The organism is Nocardia sp. NPDC047654 (assembly GCF_043205035.1).
Lineage (GTDB): Bacteria > Actinomycetota > Actinomycetes > Mycobacteriales > Mycobacteriaceae > Nocardia.
Window position 1 is genome coordinate 42,488 of the sequence record NZ_JBIDDF010000004.1, and the last position, 24,088, is coordinate 66,575.

The following is a 24,088-nucleotide window of genomic DNA, read 5'->3' on the forward strand; positions in this document are numbered from 1 at the left end:
ACGCGGCCCCGTGGGCGAACCGGCTTCTTCTGCAATCGAGGTGATCATCAAGTGTTGGAAAACCGAACCGAGGTAATCCGAAGTCTGGTTCCCGCCCGGATGGACCGGCTTCCGTGGACCGGGTTCCATTGGCTCATCGTCGTGGGACTCGGCGTCTCCTGGATCTTGGACGGAATCGAGATCCAGATCGTCAGCAGCATGGGCGGCCCGCTACAGGACGCCGATGCACTGCATCTCACGTCCGGTCAGGTCGGCGCGATGGCTTCGTGGTATCTGGCCGGCCAAGTCGTCGGCGCACTCGTCTTCGGCCGGCTCACCGACCGGCTCGGTCGCAAGAAACTTTTCATCCTGACGCTGGCGATCTATCTGATCGGCAGCGGATTGGCCGGTTTCTCCTGGAATGCGTGGTCGCTGTATTTCTTCCGCTTCATCGCGGGCACCGGAATCGGTGGAGAATACACGGCGATCAATTCGGCGATCGACGAGATCATGCCGTCGAAGTATCGGGGCCGGGTCGACATCGCGATCAACGGCACCTATTGGGGCGGTGCGGCTTTGGGAGCGGCAGCCAGCCTGGTCCTGTTCAACGAACGTTTCATTCCGACCGATTGGGGATGGCGGCTCGGATTCTTCATCGGACCCGTCCTCGGGCTGGTCATCATCTTCCTGCGCAGGCACATCCCCGAGAGCCCTCGCTGGCTGCTCACCCATGGGCGGGCCGAGGAAGCCGAGCGGACCGTCGACGAGATCGAAGCGCAGGTTCGGAGCAGGGGAGTCGAACTCCCTCCGGTCGATGAGAGCAAAGCCTTGGATATCGTGGACACGGAGCGGCTGTCCTATCTACAGATGGGTCGGATCTTCTTCGGACGGTATCCTTCCCGTTCCTTCCTCGGATTCACGATGATGGCCACGCAAGCATTTCTGTACAATGCGATCTTCTTCACCGTCGGCTTGGTTCTGATCAATTTCTACAACGTGCCCGCGCATCACACGGGATATTATTTCTTCCCCTTTGCGATCGGCAATCTGATCGGCCCATTGGTGCTCGGCCCGCTCTTCGACAGTATCGGTCGCCGGAAGATGATCTGTGCGACGTACTCGATATCCGGTTTCCTGCTTTTCATCTCTGCCTGGGCATTCAACGCGGGCATGCTCGACGCCACCACGCAGACGATTTTCTGGTGCGTCATCTTCTTCTTCGCCTCGGCGGGCGCTTCCTCCGCCTATCTCACGGTCAGCGAGATCTTTCCGCTGGAACTGCGTGGTCAAGCCATCTCGTTCTTCTTCGCCATCGCGCAGGGCGTCGGGGGGGTTGTCGCACCGTTCCTGTTCGGGCACTTGGTCGGCGGCGCCGACAACCCGAGCCCCGACCGGTTCCCGCTCACGGTGGGGTACCTCATCGGCGCCGGGTTCATGATCGTCGGCGGTTTGGTCGCCTGGTTCTTCGGAGTGAACGCCGAAGGGCAGTCCCTGGAGGACATCGCGGACCCGCTGTCCGTGGCGAAGCCGTCCGAGACGACTCCCGACGCGGTCGTCGACGCCCGGAAAAGCGTCCTGGAAGCGGATGCAGGACAGGAGCCCGCTTCGGCCGGACGAGCCCCGGTCCCCATAGGTAGCGAGCCGGTATCTGACGGCGCGTCGGGTATCGATGCAACGAACGGGGATTAGCGAGATGGTGCAGCCGACTCCGTGGCGGGCAAGCAAGGATCGACAGGCAGCCGCTCCGCGCCGGTCAGCGGGCAGTGTCCGAAAACGCCGAGTCGACGGCGAGAAATTACGAGCGCGGCTCCGGCCACTCGTGATCTCGCTCCGGGACAACGCGGGCTTCCTGTGTGCCGCGGTGGGGAGCTTGTACACCTTCACGCTGTTGTTCAAGCCGTGGCTCGCCACCGGCGGGCCCGATGGCACGATCTGGAGCAACGCTTTCGGTCAAACGCACATCACCACCACGCTCGTCGGCCTGTGGTCGAAGAGTCCGCCCGCCCACACGAACCTCAGCGGTAAGTGGGCCATTCTCGCCACCATCGCGATCTTCCTCACCGTCATCGCCGCGGTGATCAATCTCTGGGCCCGCACCGAAGCGCTCGCTCGCTTGACGACCGTTTCCGCCGTGGCGGTGGCGCTCTTCGTCGCCTTCACGCTGGTCTATCTGAATGGAAAGGGACCGGAGTTGCGCAACATGATCGGGTCCGGGCCTCCCACCGACCTCGGAACTCAGGTCGGCTACGTGATCCGATGGGCCTCGGGCAACGGGCAGTACCCGCTGCCAGGACTACGAAAGGTGGAGTTCTCCACCGCGAAACTCACCGGCACCGCGTTGCTGGCCGGCGCGACGGCGATGTTCTCGGCCGTGGTGGCTATCGCGCAATGGGTACGGAGAATGAAGTCACGCCGTCGCTCCGGCTGAGTCCCGGGCTCGGCCGGAGCGCGGGACTCTCATCGGTGTCAGGAGGCCCAAGGGCCGATGCCGCCGACCTTATCGATGCGGATCCGGGTGAGGTATCCGGGCGGGGCGTCCGCAGGAGGGAACTCGGCGTCCGGACTGGCCAGAGTCTTGGCGAGTTCTCGGAGCAGCTCCGGTGCGCCGCCCTCCACCACGCGTGCGGTGCCGGTGATCGCGAGATACGGGCGCATCACCTCACCCCGTTCCGGGGACAGGATGGTCACCGCGACGCGCGGGTCGCGGCGGACGTTCCGGATCTTCTGGTAGACGCCGAGGTGCGCGGTGACGAGTTCGTCGCCGTCCGGTGTCGACTGCAGAGCCACCCAGACGACCGAGACCTGCGGGCTGCCGTCCGGGTTGATCGTGACCAGCGTCGCGTCGGCACCGGGTCCGATGAGTGCACGGGCGTCATCGTCGAGTGTCATGTGTTGTTCTACCGCTCGGCCGACGTTTTCATTCCCGCCACGGCGCCGGACGAGATCGCGCTTGGAGCAAGCGGATCGGATGGATCCGCCCCTGATCGAGAGCCCGCGCCGGTCGTGCCGGGGCGGGCTGCCCGGACTACGTGACTACGAAGACTCCCTTGCCCGGGACGTGCGGAGAGTCGGTCGCGATCAGGACTTCCACTCGGCCGAGGCCTGCGGGAATGCCGACCGGTATCCACGAGCCGGCGACGTTCTCCTCGGCCGGGGTCCGGTCGTCGAGCCGTATGGGGGGAAGGGTTCCGAAGACGCCGGTATCGGAGTTGCGCCACGAAACGGTGACCGTTACGCCGCAGGAGCCGCCGGGTCGATCGGGCGCGAAGACGAACTCCGGGTGGATCCAGAGCGTCGGAACACCGGAGTAATTGCGGTCGGGGTCGTAGAAGGCGGCGATCATGCCGATGCCGGCACCATCACCGCCACAGAGCGTTCGCGCAGGGGGGACGCCTAGGGGAAGCGCGGAGGCCGCGGGGGCGGTCACACCGAGTGCGCCGATCGCCAGAGCCAGGACCGTCACGCCACGCCAGACACTCACCGCTGCTCCCTTCGTCGGAACCCGAACCTGTCTGTCCTCTGAGTCGACTTGAGTTCGCCGAATGTTAACGAGAGCGTGCGGAGGTCGAGTTGAACAAAGGGAATCCGGCGTAGAAACGCCGGATTTTCCTGGTGATCAACAGGCGGCGTCCGAAGAGCCGTCTATGCAGTATCTAGTTGGCAAACTTACGGGAGTGCGGTAGCGGACCGGGACTTATGGGCGGTCGGCTCACTCCGTGGCAACTTTCGCCCCTGGACCGGGCGTCATCGACCGGCCCAGGGAAGCGGTCTCGGGTCAGCCCGCGGCCGCGGAGCGCAGATGGGCGGTCTCGGCGATAGCGGCCAACTCCGCGTTGAAGCGGTCGGCGGCTTCGATATTGCCCAGGTGGCCGGTGGGCCACACGTGGTACGCGGCCAGATGGCCCGTCTCGGCGAGCGCGTCGGCGATGCGGCGCGACATGCGTTCGGGCAGCAAGCGGTCGTGCGCGCCCGCGATCACCGTGGTCGGCACCGTGAGGGAGGCGGCGGCTTCGGCGAGATCCATGTCGGCCAGCGCGGCGGCGTGCCTGCCGCGCGTCAGCGGACGGCACGACCGCACGATGCCCAGCGCGAACTCCACCTGGTCGGCGGTCGCGTGCGAAGTCATCACGCGCGCCTTGAGCAGCGCGCTGGCCGGCCAGCCGCCCGGCAGCGGGACCGGCGCGGTGAGCAGCGTCTCCGCGACGATCATCGGCATCCGCACGGTGGCGCCGAGCACGGTGATCGGCCGGTCCGCCAGCGTCAGCGGCTTGTTCAGTAGCGGAAGCAGATCGGTGTCGTAGCGGATGTTGCCCGAGGAGCTGTTCAGCAGCACGGCGGCGGCGGCCTGCTTGCGCACCTGCTCCGGATAGTGAGCGGCCCACGCCTGCACCGTGATCCCGCCCATGCTGTGACCGACCAGAACGGCTCGTTGCCCGGGGCGGAGCGTCGCATTCAGGACTACCGAAAGGTCGTCGGCCAGCGACTCTTTGGTGGGGGCCGACTTGCCGAGTTCGCTGGCACCGTGGCCGCGCTGGTCGTAGCAGACCACGCGATACCGGTCGGCGAAGGCGTTGATCTGCGGGTTCCAGTACTCGATGCTGCAGCTCCAGCCGTGGATCAGGACGATGACATCGCCCTCGGCGGGACCGTACGCGTGTACTCGCAGGCGAGCGCCGTCCTTGGTGGTGACGGGGATGACCGCGTGACGGGCGGTGGGCGCGTTCAACGACGCGGTCCGGAAGGTGCGGGACCGCAGTCCGGCACGGTAATCGGCGGTGAGCGCACCGTTGTGCGCGTCCGCCAGCGTCCTCATCGACTTCGCCAGCATGAGCACTCCTTTGTGTCCACCGTCACCGTACAGTGCAAGCAAGGTGCTTGCTAGTGCTAGCGCTGCACGACGGCAATCCTGGTGTATATCGGGGAGTACCCCCGGAATCGCTACCGCAAAAGATCATTTCGGAATGAACCGGGTTGTGAGGTATCGGGCGTATCGCGGTGCGATGGCAAGATCACGACGTGACGGCCGAGGCGGCGCTACTGTGGCGTCCTCGATCGCCACCCGGTTACGGTTGACTTCGTGGACATCGCGCAACCTTCCTCCGGCCCCGCTTCGGAGCTGCGAGCCGAGCCCAGGACCGGATGGCGCGGCGTCGGACTTCCCCTCCTCGTCGCGGGTGTCGGAGTGGGCGTCGGGGTGCTGCTGCATTTGCGCGATCCACACGTCGAAGGCTCGTACGGCACCTGCCCGGTCTACGCGCTGACCGGTTGGTACTGCCCCGGCTGTGGCGGGATGCGCGCCGTGCACAATCTCACCGACGGTCACGTGCTCGACGCCCTGCACAGCAACTTGCTCGCGATCCCGCTCGTCGTCGCGTTCGTGGTGTGGGTGACGGACTGGACCGTCCAGGCCTGGCGCGGGCAGAAGATGCGGCTGCCGTCGATCAGCCGGACCACCATGTGGACATTCTTCGCCTTGCTGGCGATCTACACGGTGGTGCGCAATACGCCGTGGGGAACCCTGTTCACACCCGTGTAACACGGCGATGTGGGGGCACCCTCAGGTATGAACGATTCGCTGAAGACCAGGGTGCGGGAGAAGTTGCTGCGCCAGCTCATCGAGGATCCGCGGGATGCCGAGCACGACGACCCCAGGCAGATCGCCGTGGAAACCGATCTGGACGCGCTGGCGAACGTCCCGGAGGACGATCCGCTCGTCGAGGAACTCGCCGCCCGCTATCTGGTGTTCTGATCAGCCCGTCGACGTGCCGCCGTAGGGCGGCAGCTGCGGTAGCCGCTCGCCGAGCAGCCAGCTGTCCCACAGCGGGCGCAGCGAGACCAGGCTGTAGTGCCCCGCCAGGTCGGTGAACTCCTCGGTGGTCACCGACGAGTGGCGGTAGCGGATGGTCCACTCCCGCAGCAGGTCGAAGAATCCCGAATCGCCGAGTTCCAGGCGCAGCGCGTGCAGGGTGAGCGCACCCCGTTTGTAGACGCGATCGTCGAACATGCGCTGCGGTCCCGGATCGCCGATGACGATGTCCTGGGGCTCGCGGGAGAGGTTGTGCCGCGCGGCGCGGGCCAGCTGGTCGGCAGTGGGTCCGCCCGCGGCCTCCGACCAGATCCATTCCGCGTAGCAGGCGAAGCCTTCGTGTAGCCAGATATCGCGCCACTGCCGGATGGTCAGGCTGTTGCCGAACCATTGATGGGCCAGCTCGTGCGCGACCAGGCGTTCGGCGCCGCGTCGGCCGTCGCAATGGTTGGCGCCGAAGATGGAGATGCCCTGCGCCTCGATCGGGATCTCCAGCTCGTCGTCGGTGACGACCACGGTGTAATCCTCGAACGGATAGGGGCCGAACTTCTCGCTGAAGACTTCGAGCATCCGCGGCTGGCGAGCGAAGTCGTGGTCGAAGTTGGCGCGCAATCGCGGCGGTAGGACGGCCTGCATCGGCACCGCGGAGTGCGAGGGGCCGATGCGGTGCTTGCGATAGTGACCGATCTGGATGGTCGCCAGGTAGCTCGACATCGGTTCGGCCTGCTCGTACACCCAGGTGGTCTGACTGGCCTTGGTCTGCTTGCGCAGCAGGGTTCCGTTCGCCACCGCGTAGTACGGCGAATCGGTGGTGATCGAGATCCGATAGCTCGCTTTGGAACTCGGGTGGTCGTCACAGGGGAACCAGGACGCCGCGCCGTTGGGCTGGCTGGCCACGAGCGCGCCCTCGGTGAGTTCCTCCCAGCCGACCTCGCCCCACGGCCCGCGCACCGGTTTCGGGGTACCGCCGTACTGCACCACCAGTGCGAGCACGCCGCCCGCCGGAATCCGCTGCTGCGGCGTGACGATCAACTTGCCGTGCTGATGGGCGAATTTCGCGGCCTTGATCCCGTTGACGGACACCTTCGACACGCTCAGCGCCTGGGCGAGATCGAGTGCGAACCGGGTGCGCACCTCGGTGGTCACCGCGGTGATCGCCGCGCGCCCGGTGAGGCGGTTGGCGGCAACCCGGTAGGCCAGCTCCAGTTCGTACCGGGTGACCCGATACCCCCGATTGCCGTTCTGCGGGAGGTACTCGTCGATGGGGGCTTCATAGAACTTGCCCGTCATCAGCGCGCCCCGGGGTCGCCCGTGAACCAGGGCGCGATCGGGTTGCCCCACCAGCGCGTCGAGGCGGGCACCGTGTCACCGCGCATGACCAGCGAAGCCGGGCCGATGGTAGCGCCGTCGCCGAGCGCCGAGGCGGGCAGCGCCACGCAGTGCGGACCGAGGGTGGCGCCCGCACCGAGAGTGACGGTGTCCATGGCCATGATCCGGTCGTGGAACAGATGGGTCTGCACCACACAACCGCGTTCCACGGTCGCGCCGTCGCCGAGAGTCACCAGGTCCGCCTCCGGTAGCCAGTAGGACTCGCACCATACCCCGCGCCCGATGTGCGCGCCGAGACCGCGAAGCCAGAGATTCAGTACGGGCGTCCCGGTCGCCGCGCGCGCGAACCACGGTGCGGCAACCGTTTCCACGAAGGTGTCGGAGACCTCGTTGCGCCAGACGAACGAGCTCCACAGCGGATGTTCCCCGGTGCGTATCCGCCCTACCAGCAACCATTTGGCGGCCACCGCGCTCGCCCCCGCGACAGCGCCTGCCGCCAGCAGCACCAACCCGCTGAGCAGTCCGGCGGCCAGATGGCCGAACGTTTGCGCGAGCCAGGCGAGGGCGAAAAGCACGCCGAGCCCGATCGCGAAGGTCACCAGCACCGGGACCAAACGGCAGGTTTCGACGATGCCGCGGGCTACCCGCAAGCGCGCGGGCGGGTCGAAGGTGCGCGCGGTATCGGCGTTCTCCGCGGCGCGGCGCAGCCGAACCGGCGGGCTGCCCAGCCAGGAGGAGCCGGGTTTCGCCTTGGACGGCGCCGCCGACAGCACCGCGACCAGCCCGTTCTTCGGGACACGGCGGCCGGGCGCGGTCATCCCGGAGTTACCGAGGAAAGCGCGCTTGCCGACCTTCGCCTCCCCGATGTGCAGCCAGCCGCCGCCGAGTTCGTAACCGGCGATCATGGTGTCGTCGGCCAGGAACGCCCCGTCGGCGACGGTGGTGAACTTCGGCAGCAGCAGCACGGTCGACGCCTCGACGCTCTTACCTATCTTCGCGCCGAGCAAGCGCAGCCACAGGGGGGTGAGCAGGCTGGCGTACAGCGGGAACAGGAAGGTACGCGCGGAATCCAGCAGCCGCTCGGTGGCCCAGGCCTGCCAGCCGACCCGGCTGCGCACCGGGTGGTAGCCCTCGGTGAGGCCGATGCTCAGCAGCCGGACCGCGACGATGGTCGCCGCCGCGTAGACGCCCAGGCTGAGCAAGGTCGCGAGGGGAAGCACGGCGAACGCGCGCGCGGCGCCGACGGCGAGCGTGCGAGTGTCGCGAACGAACCAGGCCAGAAACGCCCCACCGGCGCCGATACCGAGAATCGGCATGGCGGCCAGTGCCATCGACGTGATCCCGAAGATGCCGACCCAGTGCCGGGCACGATGGGGCGTGTGCGCGGGCCAGCGGTGCTGCGCCTTACCGACCTTCACCGCGGGCGAACCGGCCCAGTCCTGGTCCGCCTTCACCTTGCCCGATACCGCGGAGCCGGGGGCCACCTCGGCGTTCTTGCCGATCTTGGTGCCCGGCAACAAGATCGAACGTGAGCCGACCACCGCGCCGGGACCGATGGTGATCGGGCCCAGATGCACCACGTCGCCGTCGATCCAGTAGCCGGACAGGTCGACCTCGGGCTCCACACTGCACCCGTCACCGAGTTCGAGCATGCCCGTCACCGGCGGGAGGCTGTGCAGGTCGACGCCCTTGCCGATCTTCGCGCCGAGCGCGCGGGCGAACGGCACCATCCACGGCGCTCCGGACAGGTTCTCGGCGCCGCTGGCCTCGGAGAGACGGACGGCCGCCCACAGCCGCAGATGTACCGAGCCACCGCGCGGATAGCTGCCGCGCCGGATCCCCCGCAGCAGCAGCCGCGCGCCCGCCACGCAGATCGCCATGCGGCCGGGCGGCGAGATGAACAGCAGGAACGCGGCCAGCGTCCACCACCAGGACAGCTGGGGGAGCCAGGGCAGTGAGCCGGACCATGCCGCGATATTGCCGACGATCGCCAGCCAGGTGAGCCACTGTAATCCGGTGAGGGTGGTGAGCGGGATGGTGACCAGCACCTGCGCCGCCTGCGCGAGCAGCGGCGTCGGCCGCACCGTTCGCTCCGCGACGGCCACCGCGGGCGTGGTCTGTTCCAGCAGGTCCGCCAGCGCGCCGAGGCGGGGATGGTCGTAGACGTCGGCGACGGCGATCTGCGGATACCGTTCGCGCAGGGCGGTGACCAGCTGCGCCGCCGCGAGCGAGCCGCCGCCCAGGTCGAAGAAGTCCGCGTCGAGATCGCCGACCTCCGCGCCGAGAATGGCATCCCACAGTCCGGCGACCCATTGGGCGGTGCCGGTCAGGTCGTTGTCGTCGTCGTCCTCGGCGGCATTGGGCAGCGGCCAGGGCAGCGCGTCGCGGTCCACCTTGCCGGAGGTGCGGGTGGGCAGCTCGTCGACCACCGCGAGCCTGGGCACCAGTGGTGCCGGAAGTTGTCCACCGAGGACGGCGCGCGCGGCCTTGACATCGAAGTCCGGGCCGGGTCCGGTCAGATAGCCGACCAGAAGCTTGTTGCCCGCCTTGGTGGTCCGGATGGCCGCCGCGGCGCTCGTGACGCCGGGCAGGTGTTGCAGAGCGTTGTCGATCTCGCCGAGTTCGATGCGCCGCCCGCCCAGTTTGATCTGATCGTCGGCGCGGCCGAGGAAGACCAGTCCGGCGCTGTCGTTGCGGACCAGGTCGCCGCTGCGGTAAGCGCGCTCCCAGCCGACAGAAGACAGCGGCGCGTACTTCTCGGCGTCCTTGACCGGGTCGAGATAGCGCGCCAGTCCGACGCCGCCGATCACCAGTTCGCCGGATTCCCCCTCGGCCACCGGGTTACCCGCCTGGTCCACGACGACCAGGTCCCAGCCGTTGAGCGGCAGGCCGATGCGGATCGGCCACCGGCCGTCCAAGCGGGCGGCGCAGGCGACGACCGTGGCTTCGGTGGGGCCGTAGGTGTTCCACACCTCGCGAGCCGAATCACCGTTCCCCGCGAGGCGCTCGGCGAGTTCCGGCGGGACGGCCTCGCCGCCGAAGATGAGCAGGCGCACCGCCTCCAATGCCTCTACCGGCCAGGTCGCCGCCAGGGTCGGGACGGTCGAGACCACACTGATCTCCCGCCGCACCAGCCACGGGCCGAGATCGGCGCCGGTGCGCACCAGCTCACGCGGGGCGGGCACCAGGCAGGCGCCGTTGCGCCAGGCCAGCCACATCTCCTCGCAGGACGCGTCGAAGGCGACCGACAGACCCGCCAGAACCCGGTCACCCGGACCGATCGGGGCGTCGCGCAGGAACAGATCGGCCTCGGCGTCGACGAAGGCTGCCGCGTTGCGATGGGTGACGGCAACGCCTTTCGGAGTGCCGGTGGAACCGGAGGTGAAGATGATCCAGGCGTCGTCGCCGGGAGTGGGCAGCGTCGACCAGGTCTGTTCGCGTGGCCGCTCCGCTGCGCGGATGCCCGCGGCCGTGGTCTCGATGCCTTCGGCGGTCACGATCGCGGTGACCTGCGCTTCCCCGAAGACCAGCTGGGCGCGCTCGGCCGGGTCGTCGGCGTCGACCGGCACGTAAGCGGCGCCGGAGTAGAGGATCGCGAGGATGGTCACATAGAGCCCGCGGGTGCCCGACGGCATTCGAACGCCGACCCGATCGCCGGGCCGCACGCCCGCGGTGGCGAGCCGGGCCATGGTGTTCTCGATCTCGACGACCAATTCCAGATAGGACAGCACCACGTGGCCGTCGTCGATGGCGGGGGCGTCGGGATGGGCGAGTGCCGTCGCGGTCAGGATGTCGACGAGCGTCCTTGCCTCCGGCGCGCGATCGCCGCGTGACAACGGGCCCGCCGGCGCGTCGACGTCTGTCTCGAGCATGGTGCTGTGCGCACCTCCCATCGACTTGCCTCACACTTTCCCGTTGTTGTGTCATAGCTGGGTTACCAAAGGGCAAACAGCGCTGTGGCCAGCTGTCCACGGTACCCGGGGTTGTCGTCGCTTGTTGTTCACCGAACCGGATGCCGGATCGGTGGGCGCGATGCCCGTTGTTGCAGGTGGGATAGATATTCGCCGTTCCGGCAGGGCAAAACGCTGGTGGGCGGCTCGCCTGCCGCGTTCGCCGGGAGATCGCTGATCCGAAGGTGTGATTCGGCTCATCGAGCGGTCCGGAGCTGGTCCTTGCGAGGGCCGGAACGCGCGGTTGTTCCGGCCGGTCATCGAGGGAGTCGCAGTCGGGCGCCGCGATCGGGTTCAGCGCGTTCGAGATACGGAGGCGCTCGAGCAGCTGCGGCGTCGCGGGAAACGAGCGGGGCCCGAGTCGCATCGGCATCGGATCGGCTCGGTGGTAACCGCCGAGCGAACCGAGGCGCGTTTGCCGTGGACGGGGCCGGTACTCACGCGCGAAATCCCGCGACGGGCGCGGCTCGCGCGTCGTCGTGGGGGTGCTTGTAATGGCCGACGCGTGGTGGTTATGTCCACGCGGTGCTCGTGGGGACTCGGGTGGAATGTGGTTGACAGTGCCGGGGCGCTTCTGCCACTCTCGGGTCTGGTCATGAGTGCCAGCGCAAAGCCCCGGCTTGCTGGCCGGCAACCCTCCTCCGCGGTGGGGTGCTCCGGGTGACGACCCGGCCGCCGCCCAACCGGGCGCGGCAAGCGCGGACTCGCCGAATCGTTCGGTCGCGAGTCCCTGAGCCGACGGGATTCACGTGATGACTACTGCTGTCGACAACCCCTGTGCCGCACTCGCCCGGGTGTCCGGCGACGAACTGCGCGTGCCTTTGGTACACGGCGGATCGGCGACCTACGCCAACTTCGACTACGCCGCGAGTGCGCCCGCGTTGGCCCAGGTCACCGACCGGGTGCAGCAGTTGCTGCCGTACTACGCGAGCGTGCACCGCGGCGCGGGCTACGCCTCGCGGATCTCCACCGAGTGCTACGAAGCCGCTCGCGGATCGGTGTCCCGGTTCCTCGACGCCGCCGACGATCAGGTGGTGGTCTTCACCCGCAACACCACCGACTCGCTGAACCTGCTCGCCTCCTGCGTCCCCGGGGACACCGTGGTGCTCGACATCGAGCACCACGCCAATTTCCTGCCGTGGACCAAGCGGGGCAGGCGCGTCGTGCAGACCGCCGACACGGTCGAGGAGACCATCGGCAGGCTGGTTGCCGAACTGTGCAGCAAGCCGGCCGCATTGCTCGCGGTGACCGGCGCATCGAACGTGACCGGCGAGGTGCTTCCGCTGGAACGGCTGGCCACCGTCGCGCATCAGTGCGGCGCACGGATCCTGGTGGACGCCGCCCAGTTGGCGCCGCATCGGCGGATCAGCCTGCGGGAGACCGCGATCGACTACCTGGCGTTCTCCGGGCACAAGCTCTACGCCCCGTTCGGCGCCGGTGTGCTGGTGGGCAAGCGGGATTGGCTCGACGCGGCGCAGCCCTACCTCGCGGGTGGCGGCGCGGTGCGCGAGGTCCGCAGCGACGCGGCCGAATGGGCGTCCGCTCCGCAGCGGCACGAAGCAGGCTCGCCGAACGTGCTCGGCGCGGCCGCGCTGGCCGCGGCTTGTGACGCGCTCAGCGGGATCGACGCCGAAACCCTTGCCGCGCACGAACACCGGCTCGCCGACCGCCTGCGCGACGGCTTGGCCACGATTCCCGGCGTCCAGCTGCTGCGGATCTGGATCGACAGCCCTGATTCCGTCGGCATCGTCGCCTTCACCCTGGACGATTTCGCCCCCGGCCACGTCGCCGCCTATCTCTCCGCCGAACACGGCATCGGTGTGCGCGACGGACGTTTCTGCGCCCACCCGCTGCTCGCCCGCCTCGGCTTGAACGGCGCACTGCGCGCCAGCATCGGCCTCGGCACCACCTCCGCCGATGTGGACCGCCTGATCGAGGCGATCGCCATCCTCGCGCGAACGGGCCCCACCTGGAACTACGCCGCCGAGAACGGCGTCTGGAACCCTACCCCCGAAACGCGCCCCTTCACCTCCACCGCTCCCACCGGCGCAGCCCCCTGTCTCGTCGGCTGAAGCCGCGCTGGTCCCGATCGCGTGGACTTCGCCGTGCCGGACGGTGCCTGACACTCCGGGCGAGCCCGATGGTGGGGCAGACCTCGGGAACTCCCGGGTGGGGAACCGACGCCGCAGGTAGGACACGTCCGTGGACGCCGAGTTCGAGGCAGGTCCGGGCGGTGCGGAGTGTTCTCGAGCTGGAGCGGCCGGCTCGCGCGCTCGACCCGGAGTTGGTCGTGTAGGTGCGGCCGGGGTGGCGTAATCGAGCGCTGGGTCAGTCGCTGAGGGCGGTGGGCCGGTAGTAGCGCCCGTTGTAGTACAGCAGTGGCGCGGCGGCGGGTTTCTCGTCGGTGCTGTCGTGGACCCGGGTGACCAAGCCGACGACGAGGGTGTGGTCGCCGATGGGGATCAGTTGGTGCACGGTGGCGCGCAACCAGATGGGGGTGCCGTGCAGGACCGGTTCGCCGGTGTCCAGGGTGGTCCACAGGGCACGATCGGTGAAGCGCTCCTCCGCGGTCCGGGAGAACCGGTGGGCCAGGTGCTGCTGGTGTTCGCCGAGGAAGTGGATGACGACGGACTCGGCGTCCAGCATGGCGGACAGGCTGGAGGAGGTGTGCGCGATATTGAACGACACCAGCGGCGGTTCCAGTGACAGCGAGGCGAAGGAGGTCGCGGTGAAGCCGACCGGCCCCTGCGGCGAAGTCAGCGTGACGACGGTGACGCCGGCCGGGTAGTGGCGCATGGAGGCGCGATACTGCTCCGCGGTGATGCCGCTCAGATCATCGGGGATCTGTAGTTCCGTCTCGGGCCGTGGTGCGTCGGTCACCTCACGAAACTACGCCCGGACGCCCCGCCGGTGCGGGTGGCATTGATCGCACTCGTGCGGCACCGGGCTCGCCGCGAGGGCGTCGAGTCAGTCGACATCGATCGGAAGACCCGCGGTGATCCGCAGCAATTCCGGGAACGACGTGCGGAAGATGGTGTTCGGATGCCCGCCCGCTGCCCACAGCTCCCGATGGCGCCCCAGCGCGCTGTCCACCCACGTGGGCAGGTTGGTCGGGTGACCGACCGGTGCGACGCCCCCGATGGGCTGACCGGTCACCGCCCGCACCATCTCTGCGGGGGCGCGGCTCAGCGTCCCGTCCAGGCGCGCGCCGGTCTTCGCCAGATCGACTTGGTGCGCTCCCGAGACCAACAGCAGCACCGGGTCGTCGTCGAGCAGGAACACCAGTGATTTCGTGATCGCCCCCACATCTACGCCGAGGGCCCGTGCGGCGTCCGCGGCGGTGTGGGTCGGCTCCGGCTGGGCGACGATGAGACCGTGATGGCCCCGGGAGATGAGGGTGTCCGCGACCCGGCAGGCGACCGGTGGCAATGACGACCTGCGCATCTCACCAGGGTAGAGCGATTGCCGTCGGTACGCCGGGCAAGTCGCGCCGCCGGTTCAGTATTCCGGGTAGCCCTCGGCCGGCCCGAGCATCCCGGCGATTCGCTCGCGGGTGACCCGTGCCAGTTCGGACAGGCAGTGCGACGAGATCGGTTCGTGCGCAACCCCTTCGAAGGCGCGATCGACGTCCCGCTGGGACAGCGCGAGCAGTTCCACATCGGCCTTGCTCAGCAGGGCGTCCCGATCCGGATAGGGCCGAGCGTCGGCCAGCGTCGCGGCCCACGTCACGTTGCAGCAGCACTCGTAGAGGGCATGAATCGCGCGACCGCGCGGCAGACCGTTGAACCGGTCGAGGCCGATTCCCCGATGCATCAGCATGGTGTCCTCCGAAAACCGGCGAATGAGGTTTGCTGACTCGACCATGATCCGCTGAATCCCGAATCGGGAACCAGTGCGCCGCCGCTAATTTGCACAGGATTTACACGCTGCGATATCGCACGGCGAATCCTCGCATACCGAGGTGCCGCGGGCCGGAATACCCGCCCGGCGTGGTCTCGATACGCTGTACAAATGACTGATTGGCAGGCTTTCACCGTCGAAACCAAGGATCACGTCGCGCAGGTGACGCTGATCGGCCCCGGCAAGGGCAACGCGATGGGTCCCGACTTCTGGCGCGAGCTGCCGGAGGTCTTCCAGGCGCTCGACGCCGATCCCGACGTCCGCGCGATCGTGCTGACCGGCTCCGGGAAGCACTTCTCCTACGGCCTGGACCTGCCCGCGATGAGCGGCACGTTCGGCCCGTTGATGGCCGACCGCGCCTTGGCCGCGCCGCGCACCGACTTCCTCACGGAGCTGCGCAAGATGCAGGCCTCGGTCACGGCGGTGGCGGACTGCCGCAAGCCGGTGATCGCGGCGGTGTCCGGCTGGTGCATCGGCGGCGGCCTCGATCTGATCGCGGCGGTCGACATCCGCTATGCCAGCGCGGATGCCAAGTTCAGCTTGCGTGAGGCCAAGGTCGCGATCGTCGCCGACATCGGTTCGCTGCACCGGCTGCCCGGCATCATCGGCGAAGGTCACCTGCGGGAGCTGGCCTACACCGCCAAGGACATCGACGCCGCACGCGCGGAGAAGATCGGCCTGGTCAACGACGTCTTCCCGGACCAGGAAGCGGTTCTGGACGCGGCACACGCCACCGCGCGCGAGATCGCCGCGAACCCGCCGCTGGTGGTGCAGGGCGTCAAGGATGTGCTGGATCAGCGCCGCAAGGACGAGGTCGCCGCGGGCCTGCGCTACGTCTCGGCGTGGAATGCCGCCTTCCTGCCTTCGGAGGACCTCACCGAGGCGATCAAGGCCGTCTTCGAAAAACGCGCGCCCGAATTCCGCGGCCAGTGACACCCGCGGCGCGCCCGTGCCCCGCGAGTGCGCCGTGCCGAGCCCCCTAAGGGTGGGTATCGACGGTGGGCAAGGTGATTCGCCTCAGGGTTGCCTTGCCCTCACCCTAGGGGTGGCTGTGCGCGGCGCCGATCGTCCATATCGTTTGGGACGTCGGAAATTTCGCCTCGCATTCAGGAGCAAGAACAATGCGTATCAAGTCCTTCCTCGCCGCTGGTCTGCTGGCCACCGCCGCCGTCGCCGGGGTGTCGACGGCTGCTTCGGCCTCGGCCGCGCCGGTTTACCAGGAGGTCGCCTACGGCGGCACCTACGTCGGTACCTACGCCACGCTGAACGCCTGCCGGTCCGACGGCGAGTCGCCCAGCACCGGCGGCTACTACTGGGAGTGCATCGAGTCCTGGGACGGCTGGGACCTGTACATCTACTACTGAGCCACCTGACGCCGAGAAGGGGCATCCGGTTTCCGGGTGCCCCTTTTCATCTTTCGCGCCCGGAAAAAAACCGAGCGGGGAGTCCGTGCCACCGGACTCCCCGCTTTCGTTGTGCTCGAGGGCGTTCAGTGCCCGCCCTGGTCCTTCAGACGCTGGATGGACGCCTCCACCTCGGCCTCGGCCTCGGCCCGTCCGACCCACTCCGAGCCCTTGACGAACTTGCCGGGCTCCAGGTCCTTGTAGCGCTCGAAGAAGTGCTTGATCGCGGCCAGCTCGAACTCCGGCACATCCTTCAGATCCTGGATGTGGTCCCAGCGCGGGTCGCCCGCGGGCACGCACAGGATCTTGTCGTCGCCGCCCGCCTCGTCGGTCATCTTGTACATGGCGACCGGACGGGCTTCCACGATCACGCCGGGGAACACCGAATCGGGCAGTAGCACCAGCGCGTCCAGCGGGTCACCGTCCTCGCCGAGGGTGTTCTCGATGTAGCCGTAGTCGGCGGGATAGACCATGGACGTGTACAGGAACCGGTCCAGCCGGACCCGGCCGGTCTCGTGATCGACTTCGTACTTGTTCCGGGAACCCTTGGGGATCTCGATAGTGACGTCGAACTCCACGCCATCTCCTTCGTGCATCGGTGCCGAGCTCGGCGACTCGGCTGCTTTTCGGCGACTGCCGACTCGGCCGCTGCGGAGTGCGCCGACTCGCCAGGTTGTTCAGGGGAACGGTTGCGCAACGAGGATAGTGTGGGCGTCGCGGATATGGGTGCGGCAGGCGGCTGCTGCGGGAATCGGTCAGGAGAGCGGCGGCGACGTGTTTGGTGGCAACGAGAACATCGGTGGGCTGGCCGCCCGGCGGCGCCGCAACAGGTGGATCTGGATCTCGAGCACGGTGGTCGTCCTGATCGTCGCCGCCGCCGTGACACTGCTCGCGGTGCGGCCGTGGACCGACGAGTTCCGGCACGGTGGCCTCACCATCGCCGACCCGCCCGCTCCGGTCGAGCCGTCTCCGCAGGTCGGTCCCGCCCGGTCCACCGATTCCGCGCCGAGCCCCGCGGGGATCGCCGCCGCGCTCGCCCCGGTGATCGCCAATCCGGACCTCGGCGCGTTCGCAGGTCAGGTGACCGACGCCGACAGCGGGATGGTGCTGTGGAGCGGCGACGCGAACCGGCCGATGATCCCGTCGTCCACCGCGAAGATCCTCACCAGCGCGGCGGCCCTGCTCACGCTGCCCGGCGAGCGCCGGGTGATCACGAAGGTCGTCGCGGGCGCTGCGCCGAACGAACTCGTACTGGTCGGCGGCGGCGACCCGACGCTCACCGCGCAACCGGACGGCAAGGGGTACTACCCGAACGGGCCGCGGCTGTCCGACCTGGTCACCCAGATCAAGTCGGCCGGGCGCGCGGTGGACACGATCGTCGTCGACACCTCCGCCTACACCGGCCCCACCATGGCGCAGGGCTGGGACCCGGTGGACATCCCCGAGGGCTCCATCGCCCCGATCGAGCCGGTGATGATCGACGGTGGCCGCTTGCAACCGCTCGTCGAGTACTCGCCGCGCACCGCGACGCCTGCTCTCGACGCCGGGCGGCGCTTGGCCGCCGATCTGGGGTTGGACCCGGCCAAGGTCCGCGCGGGCACCGCGCCCGCCGGCGCGGCCGAGATCGCCTCCGTGCGCTCGGCGCCGCTGCGCGACCGGTTGCGCGACATGATGGTCTACTCCGACAACGTGCTCGCCGAGGCGATCGGACGGGAGATCTCCACGGCCACCGGCGGCGAGGCGTCGTTCACCGGCGGGGCCACCGCGGTGCGCGCGGCGCTGAGCAAGGCCGGTTTCGATCTGTCCGGCCTGGATATGCACGACAGCAGCGGGCTTTCGGTGGACGACCGGATTCCCGCGCGGTTGCTCGACCGGGTCGTGGCGAGTGCGGCCGAGCCCACCGGTGCCACGGCGGTGAAACCGGCCGGTACCAAGGCCCAGCCGGAGAACGACCGGGTCGCGGCCACCTTGGCGCCGATGCTCGACGATCTGCCGGTCGCGGGTGCGACGGGCTCGCTGACCAGCCGTTACGTCGCCCGGGACCGTCAGGGCGCGGGCTGGGTGCGGGCCAAGACCGGAACTCTGTCGGTGTCCAGCGCGTTGGTCGGGTATGTGCTGGACGCCGATGGGCGGGTGCTGACCTTCGCTTTGATGTCGAACGATCGACCGCCGGAGGTGAGCAGGCCCGCGTTGGACGCGATCGCAGGCACGCTGCGAAATTGTGGATGCTCCTGACGGGTGGTTGATCATGACCCAGCAAGGTTCCGAGGCAGCTGAACTCGGCTCCGCCGATGGGGTCGAGCGGCGAAAGGGCCGCTCGGGTCTGTCCGGCGTGGTCGATTGGCGCTTGGCCGCGAAAACCGGCTCCGCTCTGGTTCCGGCGGGTCCGCGCACGTCGCGCTACTCCGCCGAACAGGTGGTCGTCGAACTCGCCGATTCCTCGGTGCGGGCGGAGGCGCCGGTACGTGAGGTCAGCGGACTGCTGGACGACCGGCCGGTCCCGGCGGCCAGGATCGTCGACCGGCCGGGGTGGATCACGGCGGCGGCCGACTCGATGGCCCAGCTCACCGGGACCGGTGCGGCAGGGCCGGACCGCAAAGTCCTCGCGGGCAAACCCGCCGGTGTGCAGGCGGGCGCGATGCTCGCCTTCCTGTCCACGGCGATCCTCGGTCAATACGACCCGTTCACCGGGTCGGACGGCACCTTGCTGCTGGTCGCGCCGAACATCGTGGCCGTCGAACGGGCCCTCGGGGTGTCGCCGAGCGACTTCCGGCTGTGGGTCTGCCTGCACGAGGTCACCCACCGGGTGCAGTTCTCCTCCGCGCCCTGGCTCGGGGAGTACATGCGCGCCAATGTCGAGATTCTCGGCGAAGTGGCCGACGAGCCGGTGAGCGAGATGCTGTCCCGGCTGGTCGACGAGGTGCGCGACCGTCGGCGCGGGGCGGCCTCCGAGGACCCGGCCGCGCGCGGTGTGGTGGGTCTGCTGCGCGCCACCCAGGCGCCGCCGCAGCGTGAGGCGCTGGACCGGCTGCTCATGCTCGGCACCCTGCTGGAGGGGCACGCCGACCACGTCATGGACGCGGTCGGCCCGGCGGTGGTTCCGTCGGTCGAGCAGATCCGCACCGCGTTCGACCAGCGGCGCAGGCGTCCGACCAACCCGGTGCAACGTCTCCTGCGCGCCCTGCTCGGCGTGGACGCGAAGGTCGCCCAATACGTGCGCGGCAAGAAGTTCGTCGACGAGGTGGTCGGCACCGTCGGGATGACGCGGTTCAACACGGTGTGGACCGATGCCGACACGCTGCCGCGCACCGACGAGATCGAGCATCCGCAGCGCTGGATCGAGCGCGTGCTGGCCTGAGCGAGCAGGGCCACTGCGATGGATCGCCGGTCGCGATCGGCCGGTAGGCTGCGCCCATGGGGCGTGCGCCAGGAACTACACCCGGGCGCTTCGGGTCGGAGACCGGGTTATCCGGTCCCGGGCGAGCGCTCGCTGGGGGCACCCCCCGGCGGCTGCCCGAGACCGCGGCCGTGCTCGCCGCCCGCAGGGCGGTCCGCGACTGGCTGAGCGTTTACGGGCCGCGCGAGACCGAAGAACAGGCAGTCGCGGTGGCTTTGTCCGGTGGCGCGGATTCGCTGGCACTCACCGCGGCGGCGGTGGTCGAAACGAACGCGGTCGACGCTCTGGTGGTCGATCATCGCCTACAACCCGGTTCCGGGACCGTTGCCGCCACGGCGGCGGCACAAGCCCTGGCCATGGGCTGCCGGTCCGCCCGGGTGCTCACGGTCGAGGTCGGCACCGAGGGCGGTGTGGAAGCCGCCGCTCGCAGGGCCCGCTATGCCGCGCTGGACTCGGCGCGCGCGGACCTGCCGGTGCTGCTCGGGCACACCCTCGACGACCAGGCCGAAACGGTGCTGCTCGGGCTCGCGCGAGGCTCGGGCGGCCGCTCGATCCAAGGGATGGCCGCCTGGGCCGAGCCGTGGGGGCGGCCGTTGCTCGTCGTGCGCCGGGAGACCACCCGGCAGATGTGCGCCGACCTGGGCGTGACGCCGCACGACGATCCGCACAACGCGGCGCCGGAGTTCACCAGGGTGCGGCTGCGCACCGAGGCGTTGCCGCTGCTGGAGCGGATTCTCGGCGGCGGGGTGGCCCCCGCGCTGGCACGCACAGCCGAACAGTTGCGGGAGGACGGCGCCGTCCTGGACGCGCTCGCCGCCGAGCTGCGGCACACCGCGAGTGATGGGCGGGCGCTGGTGATCGAGACCCTCGCCACTGCGCCCGCGGCCCTCCGTAAACGGGCGATTCGGGCATGGCTGCTCGACAACGGGGCGAAAGCCCTGACCACCAAGCATTTACAGGCAGTCGACGAACTGGTTACGGCTTGGCGCGGGCAGGGCGGCGTGGCGGTCGGCGGAGGACGGCCGGATTGCAGGTTGGTCGCCGGGCGTGAACATGGCAGGCTGACACTGCGGCTGGGCGAGGATGGCATCGGACCGATGAAGCAGACCCAACCGGCCCAACGGGCTCACCACCACGGAAGGGAATCCGGCTGACGTGTACGGGGACGACATCGCGTCGGTGCTGATCACCGAGGAACAGATCGCCGCCAAGACCCAGGAGCTGGCCGAACTCATCGCCAAGCGGTATCCGCCCGATGCTCCCGAGGGCGATCTGCTGCTGGTGGGTGTGCTCAAGGGCGCCATCTTCTTCATGACCGACCTGGCCAAGGCCCTGCCGATCCCGACCCAGATGGAGTTCATGGCCGTCTCGTCCTACGGGTCGTCGACCTCGTCCTCCGGCGTGGTGCGCATCATGAAGGACCTGGACAAGGACATCGCGGGCCGCAACGTCCTGATCGTCGAGGACATCATCGACTCCGGGCTCACGCTGTCCTGGCTCAAGCGCAACCTGTCCACCCGCAATCCGGCGTCGCTCGAGGTGGTCACCCTGCTACGCAAGCCCGACGCGCTACGCACGCCCGTGGAGGTCGCGCACGTCGGCTTCGACATCCCGAACGAGTTCGTCGTGGGCTACGGCCTCGACTACGCGGAGCGCTACCGCGACCTGCCCTACATCGGCACCTTGGACCCGAAGGTCTACGGCGGCTGAGACTCAGCCGGGCAGGATGCCGAAGATCGTTGCCGGAGAACCGGAACCGCCGCGGTAAAGCGGTCCGCCGACCAGCACCCACGCCCCGGTCGCGGGCAGCGCGGCCAGGTTCGCCAAGCATTCCAAGCTGATCCGGTGCTCGCCGTAGAGCAGCTTGGACACCGCGTACGTCTCGTCGGCGCCCACGTCGGGGCCGAACGTGTCGATGCCGAGCGCGCCACGGCGACCGAGCCTGCCGCCGCGCAGCAGCCATTCCACCGTCGCTACCGCGAAACCTGGTTGCCGACCGGCGGATTCACCCGTGCCGACGAATTCCGGCGTACCCCACTTGGCGTCCCAGCCGGTCCAGGCGATTATTGCCGCGCCGTCCGGAATCCGGCCGTGTTCGGCTTCCCACCGCGTCAGATCGTCGACCGTTATCGCGTAGTCGCGATCGTTCGCGCAGCGTTGCCGGACATCGATCCGCACCGCGGGCAACAGCAGATCGTCCAGTTCCAGTTCGTGTGCGGCCAGCCCGTCGGCACGGAAATGAACCGGTGCGCCCCAATGGGTTCCGGTGTGTTCGCCCTGCTGGATATAGCGCAGGTGGTAGCCGTCGTCCGCGATCGTGGCTATCACGTCGGCGCGGAACTCCGGATCGCCCGGGTACAGCGGGGTGGTGACCGGATCGTGGACGTGCGAGAGGCTCACCAGTTGCCCGAGCGGGCGCGGAGTGGTCATCGCGGACGTTGCGGGATCGCCCTGGCCAGCGCGAGCAGATCCGCTTCGAGGAGCCGGAAGAGTCGATAGGTCAGCACGAATGCCAGGATGCCACCCACGCTCAGCACGCGCACCGGAACGATCACCAGTTCCAGGTCGGTGGCCTCGACGAAGGTCGCGCTCGCCACCCCCAGCAGCGGAACCGACGCCGCCGCACCGAGATAGAGACTGCCGCGCCTGGCCAGCGCGCGCAGCTGACGTTCGTCGTCGCGACCGATACCGCCGCGCACCAGAAGTTGTGGATAGATCGAGCGCACCGCGTAGACCATGATCGGAAAGAACGGATAGGCCAGCGCGATCGCCGCGCACACCACTTGCGCCGCGAAGAAGTGCAGGAAGGTGCCGCGCGGCAGCGCGACGCCGGAGGAGGCCAGTCCCAGCGGCCAGATGATGCCCGCGACCAGCCAGAAGCCGAAGGGTATCCACACCGCCCAGTCGCCCATCAGCAAGGTGTCGCGGCGCGCTTTCGCGAGCGTGCGCGCGGAATACCCGGAGCCGCGGCCGAGGCGGTACGCGATGGTGAGCGGCCGCCGGGTCATGAACAGCAGCAGCAGTGCGGCGACCGGGAACGCGACAAGATTGTTGATCAATCCCACCGCCGCGAACTTCTCCTGGTCTGCGGCCGACATCCGGTCGATGATCAGGCTCTGGTTCAGCCGGATGTTGTAGAAGCTGGCCAGCACGTTCGGCACGCCTACGCACAGCGCCGCGACCGGGAGCAGCCATGCGCGGGCTCGGTGGGCGAGGCTGTCGGGAGGGGGATCGACCAGGTCGCGAGCGCGGGCGTCCAGGCACAGGTCGAGCTGGCCCGCGAGTTCCGCGCCGCCGCGCCAGCGGCGTTCCGGATCGGCGTGCAGGCAATCCAGCAGCACGCGGCGCAGCGCGGCGGGGGTGTCTTCCGGTAGGCGCGCGAGCGCCTCCGCCGAGACGCCGCGGCGGCGCACCGCGAGCATCGCCGCGTACGTCTCGGCGGCGGGGCCGTCCTCGGTGAGCGGCGGATCGTCGAACGGAACAGCGCCCGTGAGCATCTCCCACAGCAGCACGCCGAGGGAGTACACGTCGCTGCTGTTGCCGGGGGCGGGCGCGGCGGGATCGAGGTAAGCGGCCAGCTGCTCCGGGGAGCGGTAGGCCAGGGCGCCGGTCGCGCCGGGACCGTGCGGCGCCGAAGCGCGGGCCGCCTCGCCGAGAGCGAAGTCGGCCAGCTTCGGGATGCCCTCCGCGGTGAACAGCACGTTCGCCGGTTTGATGTCGTGGTGCAGCACGCCGTGGTGCTCGGCGTAGTCCAGGGCATCGGCCAACCGCCTGCCCACCCACGCCACGGTCTCCGGCCAGGTCAAGCGGGCGATCTCGGCACGAACGCTGGAATCCGACGGCCGGATCTCGCCCTTGGCCTCCATGGCGGTGTCCAGCGCGCGCAGCAGCAGTGCGCCGCCCTCGGTCACCGAGCCGCGACGGCGTTGTTCGAGGAGACCGACCGCCGTGCCGCCCGGGAGGTACTGCATGTAGACCAGGCGCGGGGGGACGGTCGCGAGGGCGTCCGGTACGAACCGCGGTCGGCCGGGCGCGGAGCTTGCGTGGGCCGGCGGGCCCGCGATAGTCGCGTCCGGATCGTTCGGTCGGTCGAAAACCCCCGTCGCGTCCGGAGCGGCGAGAACCGCGGTGCCCTCACCGGAACCGGGGGGTAGCCCGGCAGCGTGCTCGGAGATCCGCGCACCGTCGCGGCGTGGGCGGCGAGTACCGGCGACAGTGGTGTCGTCACTGCCTTCTCGCGCGGTGAACGCATCGGCCGCCGCGGCGATCGTCGCGTCGTCTGTGGTGGATCGTCGGCTGTGTGTCGCGTCAGCTGGTTGGGTGT

At 68.9% G+C, this 24,088-nt stretch carries 22 protein-coding genes and 1 riboswitch; of the genes, 11 read left to right on the plus strand and 11 right to left on the minus strand.

Annotation, left to right across the window (positions count from 1 at the left end):
• Window positions 1-51 precede the first annotated feature (51 nt).
• On the plus strand, window positions 52-1,668 hold the full coding sequence (locus ACGF7Y_RS15820; RefSeq protein WP_393234131.1) for an MFS transporter: 1,617 nt from the start codon (window positions 52-54) through the stop codon (window positions 1,666-1,668).
• A gap of 181 nt (window positions 1,669-1,849) precedes the next feature.
• The gene (locus ACGF7Y_RS15825; protein WP_393234133.1) at window positions 1,850-2,407 is read left to right on the plus strand and encodes a hypothetical protein; all 558 of its coding nucleotides are present in this window, start codon (window positions 1,850-1,852) and stop codon (window positions 2,405-2,407) included.
• Between the two features lie 38 nt (window positions 2,408-2,445).
• Here ACGF7Y_RS15825 and ACGF7Y_RS15830 read toward each other — a convergent pair whose 3' ends face one another.
• The 3 genes from ACGF7Y_RS15830 to ACGF7Y_RS15840 form a co-directional block, all read right to left on the minus strand.
• The gene (locus ACGF7Y_RS15830; protein WP_393234135.1) at window positions 2,446-2,868 is read right to left on the minus strand and encodes a PPOX class F420-dependent oxidoreductase; all 423 of its coding nucleotides are present in this window, start codon (window positions 2,866-2,868) and stop codon (window positions 2,446-2,448) included.
• 136 nt (window positions 2,869-3,004) lie between these two features.
• Complete coding sequence (locus tag ACGF7Y_RS15835) at window positions 3,005-3,460, minus strand: hypothetical protein (RefSeq protein ID WP_393234137.1); 456 nt, start codon at window positions 3,458-3,460, stop codon at window positions 3,005-3,007.
• Window positions 3,461-3,754: 294 nt separating this feature from the next.
• Window positions 3,755-4,807 carry an alpha/beta fold hydrolase gene (locus tag ACGF7Y_RS15840; RefSeq protein ID WP_393234139.1) on the minus strand — a complete coding sequence of 351 codons (1,053 nt, stop codon included), beginning with the start codon at window positions 4,805-4,807 and terminating at the stop codon, window positions 3,755-3,757.
• A 249-nt stretch (window positions 4,808-5,056) separates the two neighbouring features.
• Here ACGF7Y_RS15840 and ACGF7Y_RS15845 point away from each other — a divergent pair, with 249 nt between their 5' ends.
• Entirely contained in the window at window positions 5,057-5,515 is a 459-nt protein-coding gene (locus ACGF7Y_RS15845; RefSeq protein ID WP_393234141.1) for a DUF2752 domain-containing protein, read from the plus strand.
• Between the two features lie 27 nt (window positions 5,516-5,542).
• Window positions 5,543-5,728, plus strand: coding sequence for a hypothetical protein (locus ACGF7Y_RS15850; RefSeq protein ID WP_393234142.1), 186 nt, complete (start codon window positions 5,543-5,545; stop codon window positions 5,726-5,728).
• On the opposite strand, the gene ACGF7Y_RS15855 is transcribed toward ACGF7Y_RS15850, so the two are convergent.
• A complete protein-coding gene (locus ACGF7Y_RS15855; RefSeq protein ID WP_393234144.1) occupies window positions 5,729-7,075 on the minus strand; it encodes a M1 family metallopeptidase in 1,347 nt (448 codons plus the stop codon). It abuts the gene before it with no gap.
• The gene (locus ACGF7Y_RS15860; protein WP_393234146.1) at window positions 7,075-10,986 is read right to left on the minus strand and encodes a Pls/PosA family non-ribosomal peptide synthetase; all 3,912 of its coding nucleotides are present in this window, start codon (window positions 10,984-10,986) and stop codon (window positions 7,075-7,077) included. Before ACGF7Y_RS15860 ends, ACGF7Y_RS15855 begins: the two co-directional genes overlap by 1 nt.
• 669 nt (window positions 10,987-11,655) lie before the next feature.
• Window positions 11,656-11,769: riboswitch (SAM riboswitch) on the plus strand.
• A gap of 47 nt (window positions 11,770-11,816) precedes the next feature.
• On the opposite strand from ACGF7Y_RS15860, the gene ACGF7Y_RS15865 reads away from it, so the two are divergent.
• A complete protein-coding gene (locus tag ACGF7Y_RS15865; protein ID WP_393234148.1) occupies window positions 11,817-13,136 on the plus strand; it encodes an aminotransferase class V-fold PLP-dependent enzyme in 1,320 nt (439 codons plus the stop codon).
• 256 nt (window positions 13,137-13,392) lie between these two features.
• On the opposite strand, the gene ACGF7Y_RS15870 is transcribed toward ACGF7Y_RS15865, so the two are convergent.
• From ACGF7Y_RS15870 to ACGF7Y_RS15880, 3 genes are all read right to left on the minus strand, one after another.
• A complete protein-coding gene (locus ACGF7Y_RS15870) occupies window positions 13,393-13,944 on the minus strand; it encodes a flavin reductase family protein (RefSeq protein ID WP_393234151.1) in 552 nt (183 codons plus the stop codon).
• An 87-nt stretch (window positions 13,945-14,031) separates the two neighbouring features.
• A complete protein-coding gene (locus ACGF7Y_RS15875; protein WP_393234154.1) occupies window positions 14,032-14,508 on the minus strand; it encodes a YbaK/EbsC family protein in 477 nt (158 codons plus the stop codon).
• 54 nt (window positions 14,509-14,562) lie between these two features.
• Window positions 14,563-14,883 (minus strand): 2-oxo-4-hydroxy-4-carboxy-5-ureidoimidazoline decarboxylase, encoded by a 321-nt coding sequence (locus ACGF7Y_RS15880; protein WP_393234156.1) that lies wholly within the window; start codon window positions 14,881-14,883, stop codon window positions 14,563-14,565.
• Window positions 14,884-15,075: 192 nt separating this feature from the next.
• Here ACGF7Y_RS15880 and ACGF7Y_RS15885 point away from each other — a divergent pair, with 192 nt between their 5' ends.
• Both ACGF7Y_RS15885 and ACGF7Y_RS15890 read left to right on the plus strand, forming a co-directional pair.
• Window positions 15,076-15,897 (plus strand): crotonase/enoyl-CoA hydratase family protein, encoded by an 822-nt coding sequence (locus ACGF7Y_RS15885; protein WP_393234158.1) that lies wholly within the window; start codon window positions 15,076-15,078, stop codon window positions 15,895-15,897.
• Window positions 15,898-16,085: 188 nt separating this feature from the next.
• A complete protein-coding gene (locus ACGF7Y_RS15890; protein WP_393234161.1) occupies window positions 16,086-16,328 on the plus strand; it encodes a hypothetical protein in 243 nt (80 codons plus the stop codon).
• A 125-nt stretch (window positions 16,329-16,453) separates the two neighbouring features.
• Here ACGF7Y_RS15890 and ACGF7Y_RS15895 read toward each other — a convergent pair whose 3' ends face one another.
• A complete protein-coding gene (locus ACGF7Y_RS15895) occupies window positions 16,454-16,945 on the minus strand; it encodes an inorganic diphosphatase (protein ID WP_040864523.1) in 492 nt (163 codons plus the stop codon).
• 217 nt (window positions 16,946-17,162) lie between these two features.
• Between ACGF7Y_RS15895 and dacB the strand changes: the two genes are divergently transcribed.
• Genes dacB through hpt form a run of 4 tightly spaced genes read left to right on the plus strand, consistent with a single transcriptional unit; the run spans window position 17,163 to window position 21,474 of the window.
• Complete coding sequence (dacB, locus tag ACGF7Y_RS15900; protein ID WP_393234652.1) at window positions 17,163-18,602, plus strand: D-alanyl-D-alanine carboxypeptidase/D-alanyl-D-alanine-endopeptidase; 1,440 nt, start codon at window positions 17,163-17,165, stop codon at window positions 18,600-18,602.
• Window positions 18,603-18,615: 13 nt separating this feature from the next.
• A complete protein-coding gene (locus ACGF7Y_RS15905) occupies window positions 18,616-19,725 on the plus strand; it encodes a zinc-dependent metalloprotease (RefSeq protein WP_393234163.1) in 1,110 nt (369 codons plus the stop codon).
• Window positions 19,726-19,781: 56 nt separating this feature from the next.
• Window positions 19,782-20,918: a tRNA lysidine(34) synthetase TilS gene (tilS, locus tag ACGF7Y_RS15910; RefSeq protein WP_393234165.1), complete on the plus strand. Its 1,137-nt coding sequence runs from the start codon at window positions 19,782-19,784 to the stop codon at window positions 20,916-20,918.
• 1 nt (window position 20,919) lies between these two features.
• Window positions 20,920-21,474, plus strand: coding sequence for a hypoxanthine phosphoribosyltransferase (hpt, locus tag ACGF7Y_RS15915; RefSeq protein ID WP_040864524.1), 555 nt, complete (start codon window positions 20,920-20,922; stop codon window positions 21,472-21,474).
• A gap of 3 nt (window positions 21,475-21,477) precedes the next feature.
• On the opposite strand, the gene ACGF7Y_RS15920 is transcribed toward hpt, so the two are convergent.
• Both ACGF7Y_RS15920 and ACGF7Y_RS15925 read right to left on the minus strand, forming a co-directional pair.
• The gene (locus ACGF7Y_RS15920) at window positions 21,478-22,194 is read right to left on the minus strand and encodes a cyclase family protein (RefSeq protein ID WP_393234168.1); all 717 of its coding nucleotides are present in this window, start codon (window positions 22,192-22,194) and stop codon (window positions 21,478-21,480) included.
• On the minus strand, window positions 22,191-24,088 hold a 1,898-nt coding region (locus tag ACGF7Y_RS15925), incomplete at its 5' end, for a serine/threonine-protein kinase (RefSeq protein WP_393234171.1). The genes ACGF7Y_RS15925 and ACGF7Y_RS15920, both read right to left, overlap by 4 nt.

Excerpts from the sequence above, each read along its gene's own strand:
- ACGF7Y_RS15860 (WP_393234146.1), bottom strand. The coding sequence starts at position 10,986 with ATGCTCGAGACAGACGTCGACGCGCCGGCGGGCCCGTTGTCACGCGGC.
- ACGF7Y_RS15850 (WP_393234142.1), top strand. The coding sequence starts at position 5,543 with ATGAACGATTCGCTGAAGACCAGGGTGCGGGAGAAGTTGCTGCGCCAG.
- ACGF7Y_RS15855 (WP_393234144.1), bottom strand. The coding sequence starts at position 7,075 with ATGACGGGCAAGTTCTATGAAGCCCCCATCGACGAGTACCTCCCGCAG.
- ACGF7Y_RS15840 (WP_393234139.1), bottom strand. The coding sequence starts at position 4,807 with ATGCTGGCGAAGTCGATGAGGACGCTGGCGGACGCGCACAACGGTGCG.
- ACGF7Y_RS15830 (WP_393234135.1), bottom strand. The coding sequence starts at position 2,868 with ATGACACTCGACGATGACGCCCGTGCACTCATCGGACCCGGTGCCGAC.
- ACGF7Y_RS15905 (WP_393234163.1), top strand. The coding sequence starts at position 18,616 with ATGACCCAGCAAGGTTCCGAGGCAGCTGAACTCGGCTCCGCCGATGGG.
- ACGF7Y_RS15885 (WP_393234158.1), top strand. The coding sequence starts at position 15,076 with ATGACTGATTGGCAGGCTTTCACCGTCGAAACCAAGGATCACGTCGCG.
- ACGF7Y_RS15865 (WP_393234148.1), top strand. The coding sequence starts at position 11,817 with ATGACTACTGCTGTCGACAACCCCTGTGCCGCACTCGCCCGGGTGTCC.
- ACGF7Y_RS15880 (WP_393234156.1), bottom strand. The coding sequence starts at position 14,883 with ATGCTGATGCATCGGGGAATCGGCCTCGACCGGTTCAACGGTCTGCCG.
- ACGF7Y_RS15890 (WP_393234161.1), top strand. The coding sequence starts at position 16,086 with ATGCGTATCAAGTCCTTCCTCGCCGCTGGTCTGCTGGCCACCGCCGCC.
- tilS (WP_393234165.1), top strand. The coding sequence starts at position 19,782 with ATGGGGCGTGCGCCAGGAACTACACCCGGGCGCTTCGGGTCGGAGACC.
- ACGF7Y_RS15920 (WP_393234168.1), bottom strand. The coding sequence starts at position 22,194 with ATGACCACTCCGCGCCCGCTCGGGCAACTGGTGAGCCTCTCGCACGTC.
- ACGF7Y_RS15875 (WP_393234154.1), bottom strand. The coding sequence starts at position 14,508 with ATGCGCAGGTCGTCATTGCCACCGGTCGCCTGCCGGGTCGCGGACACC.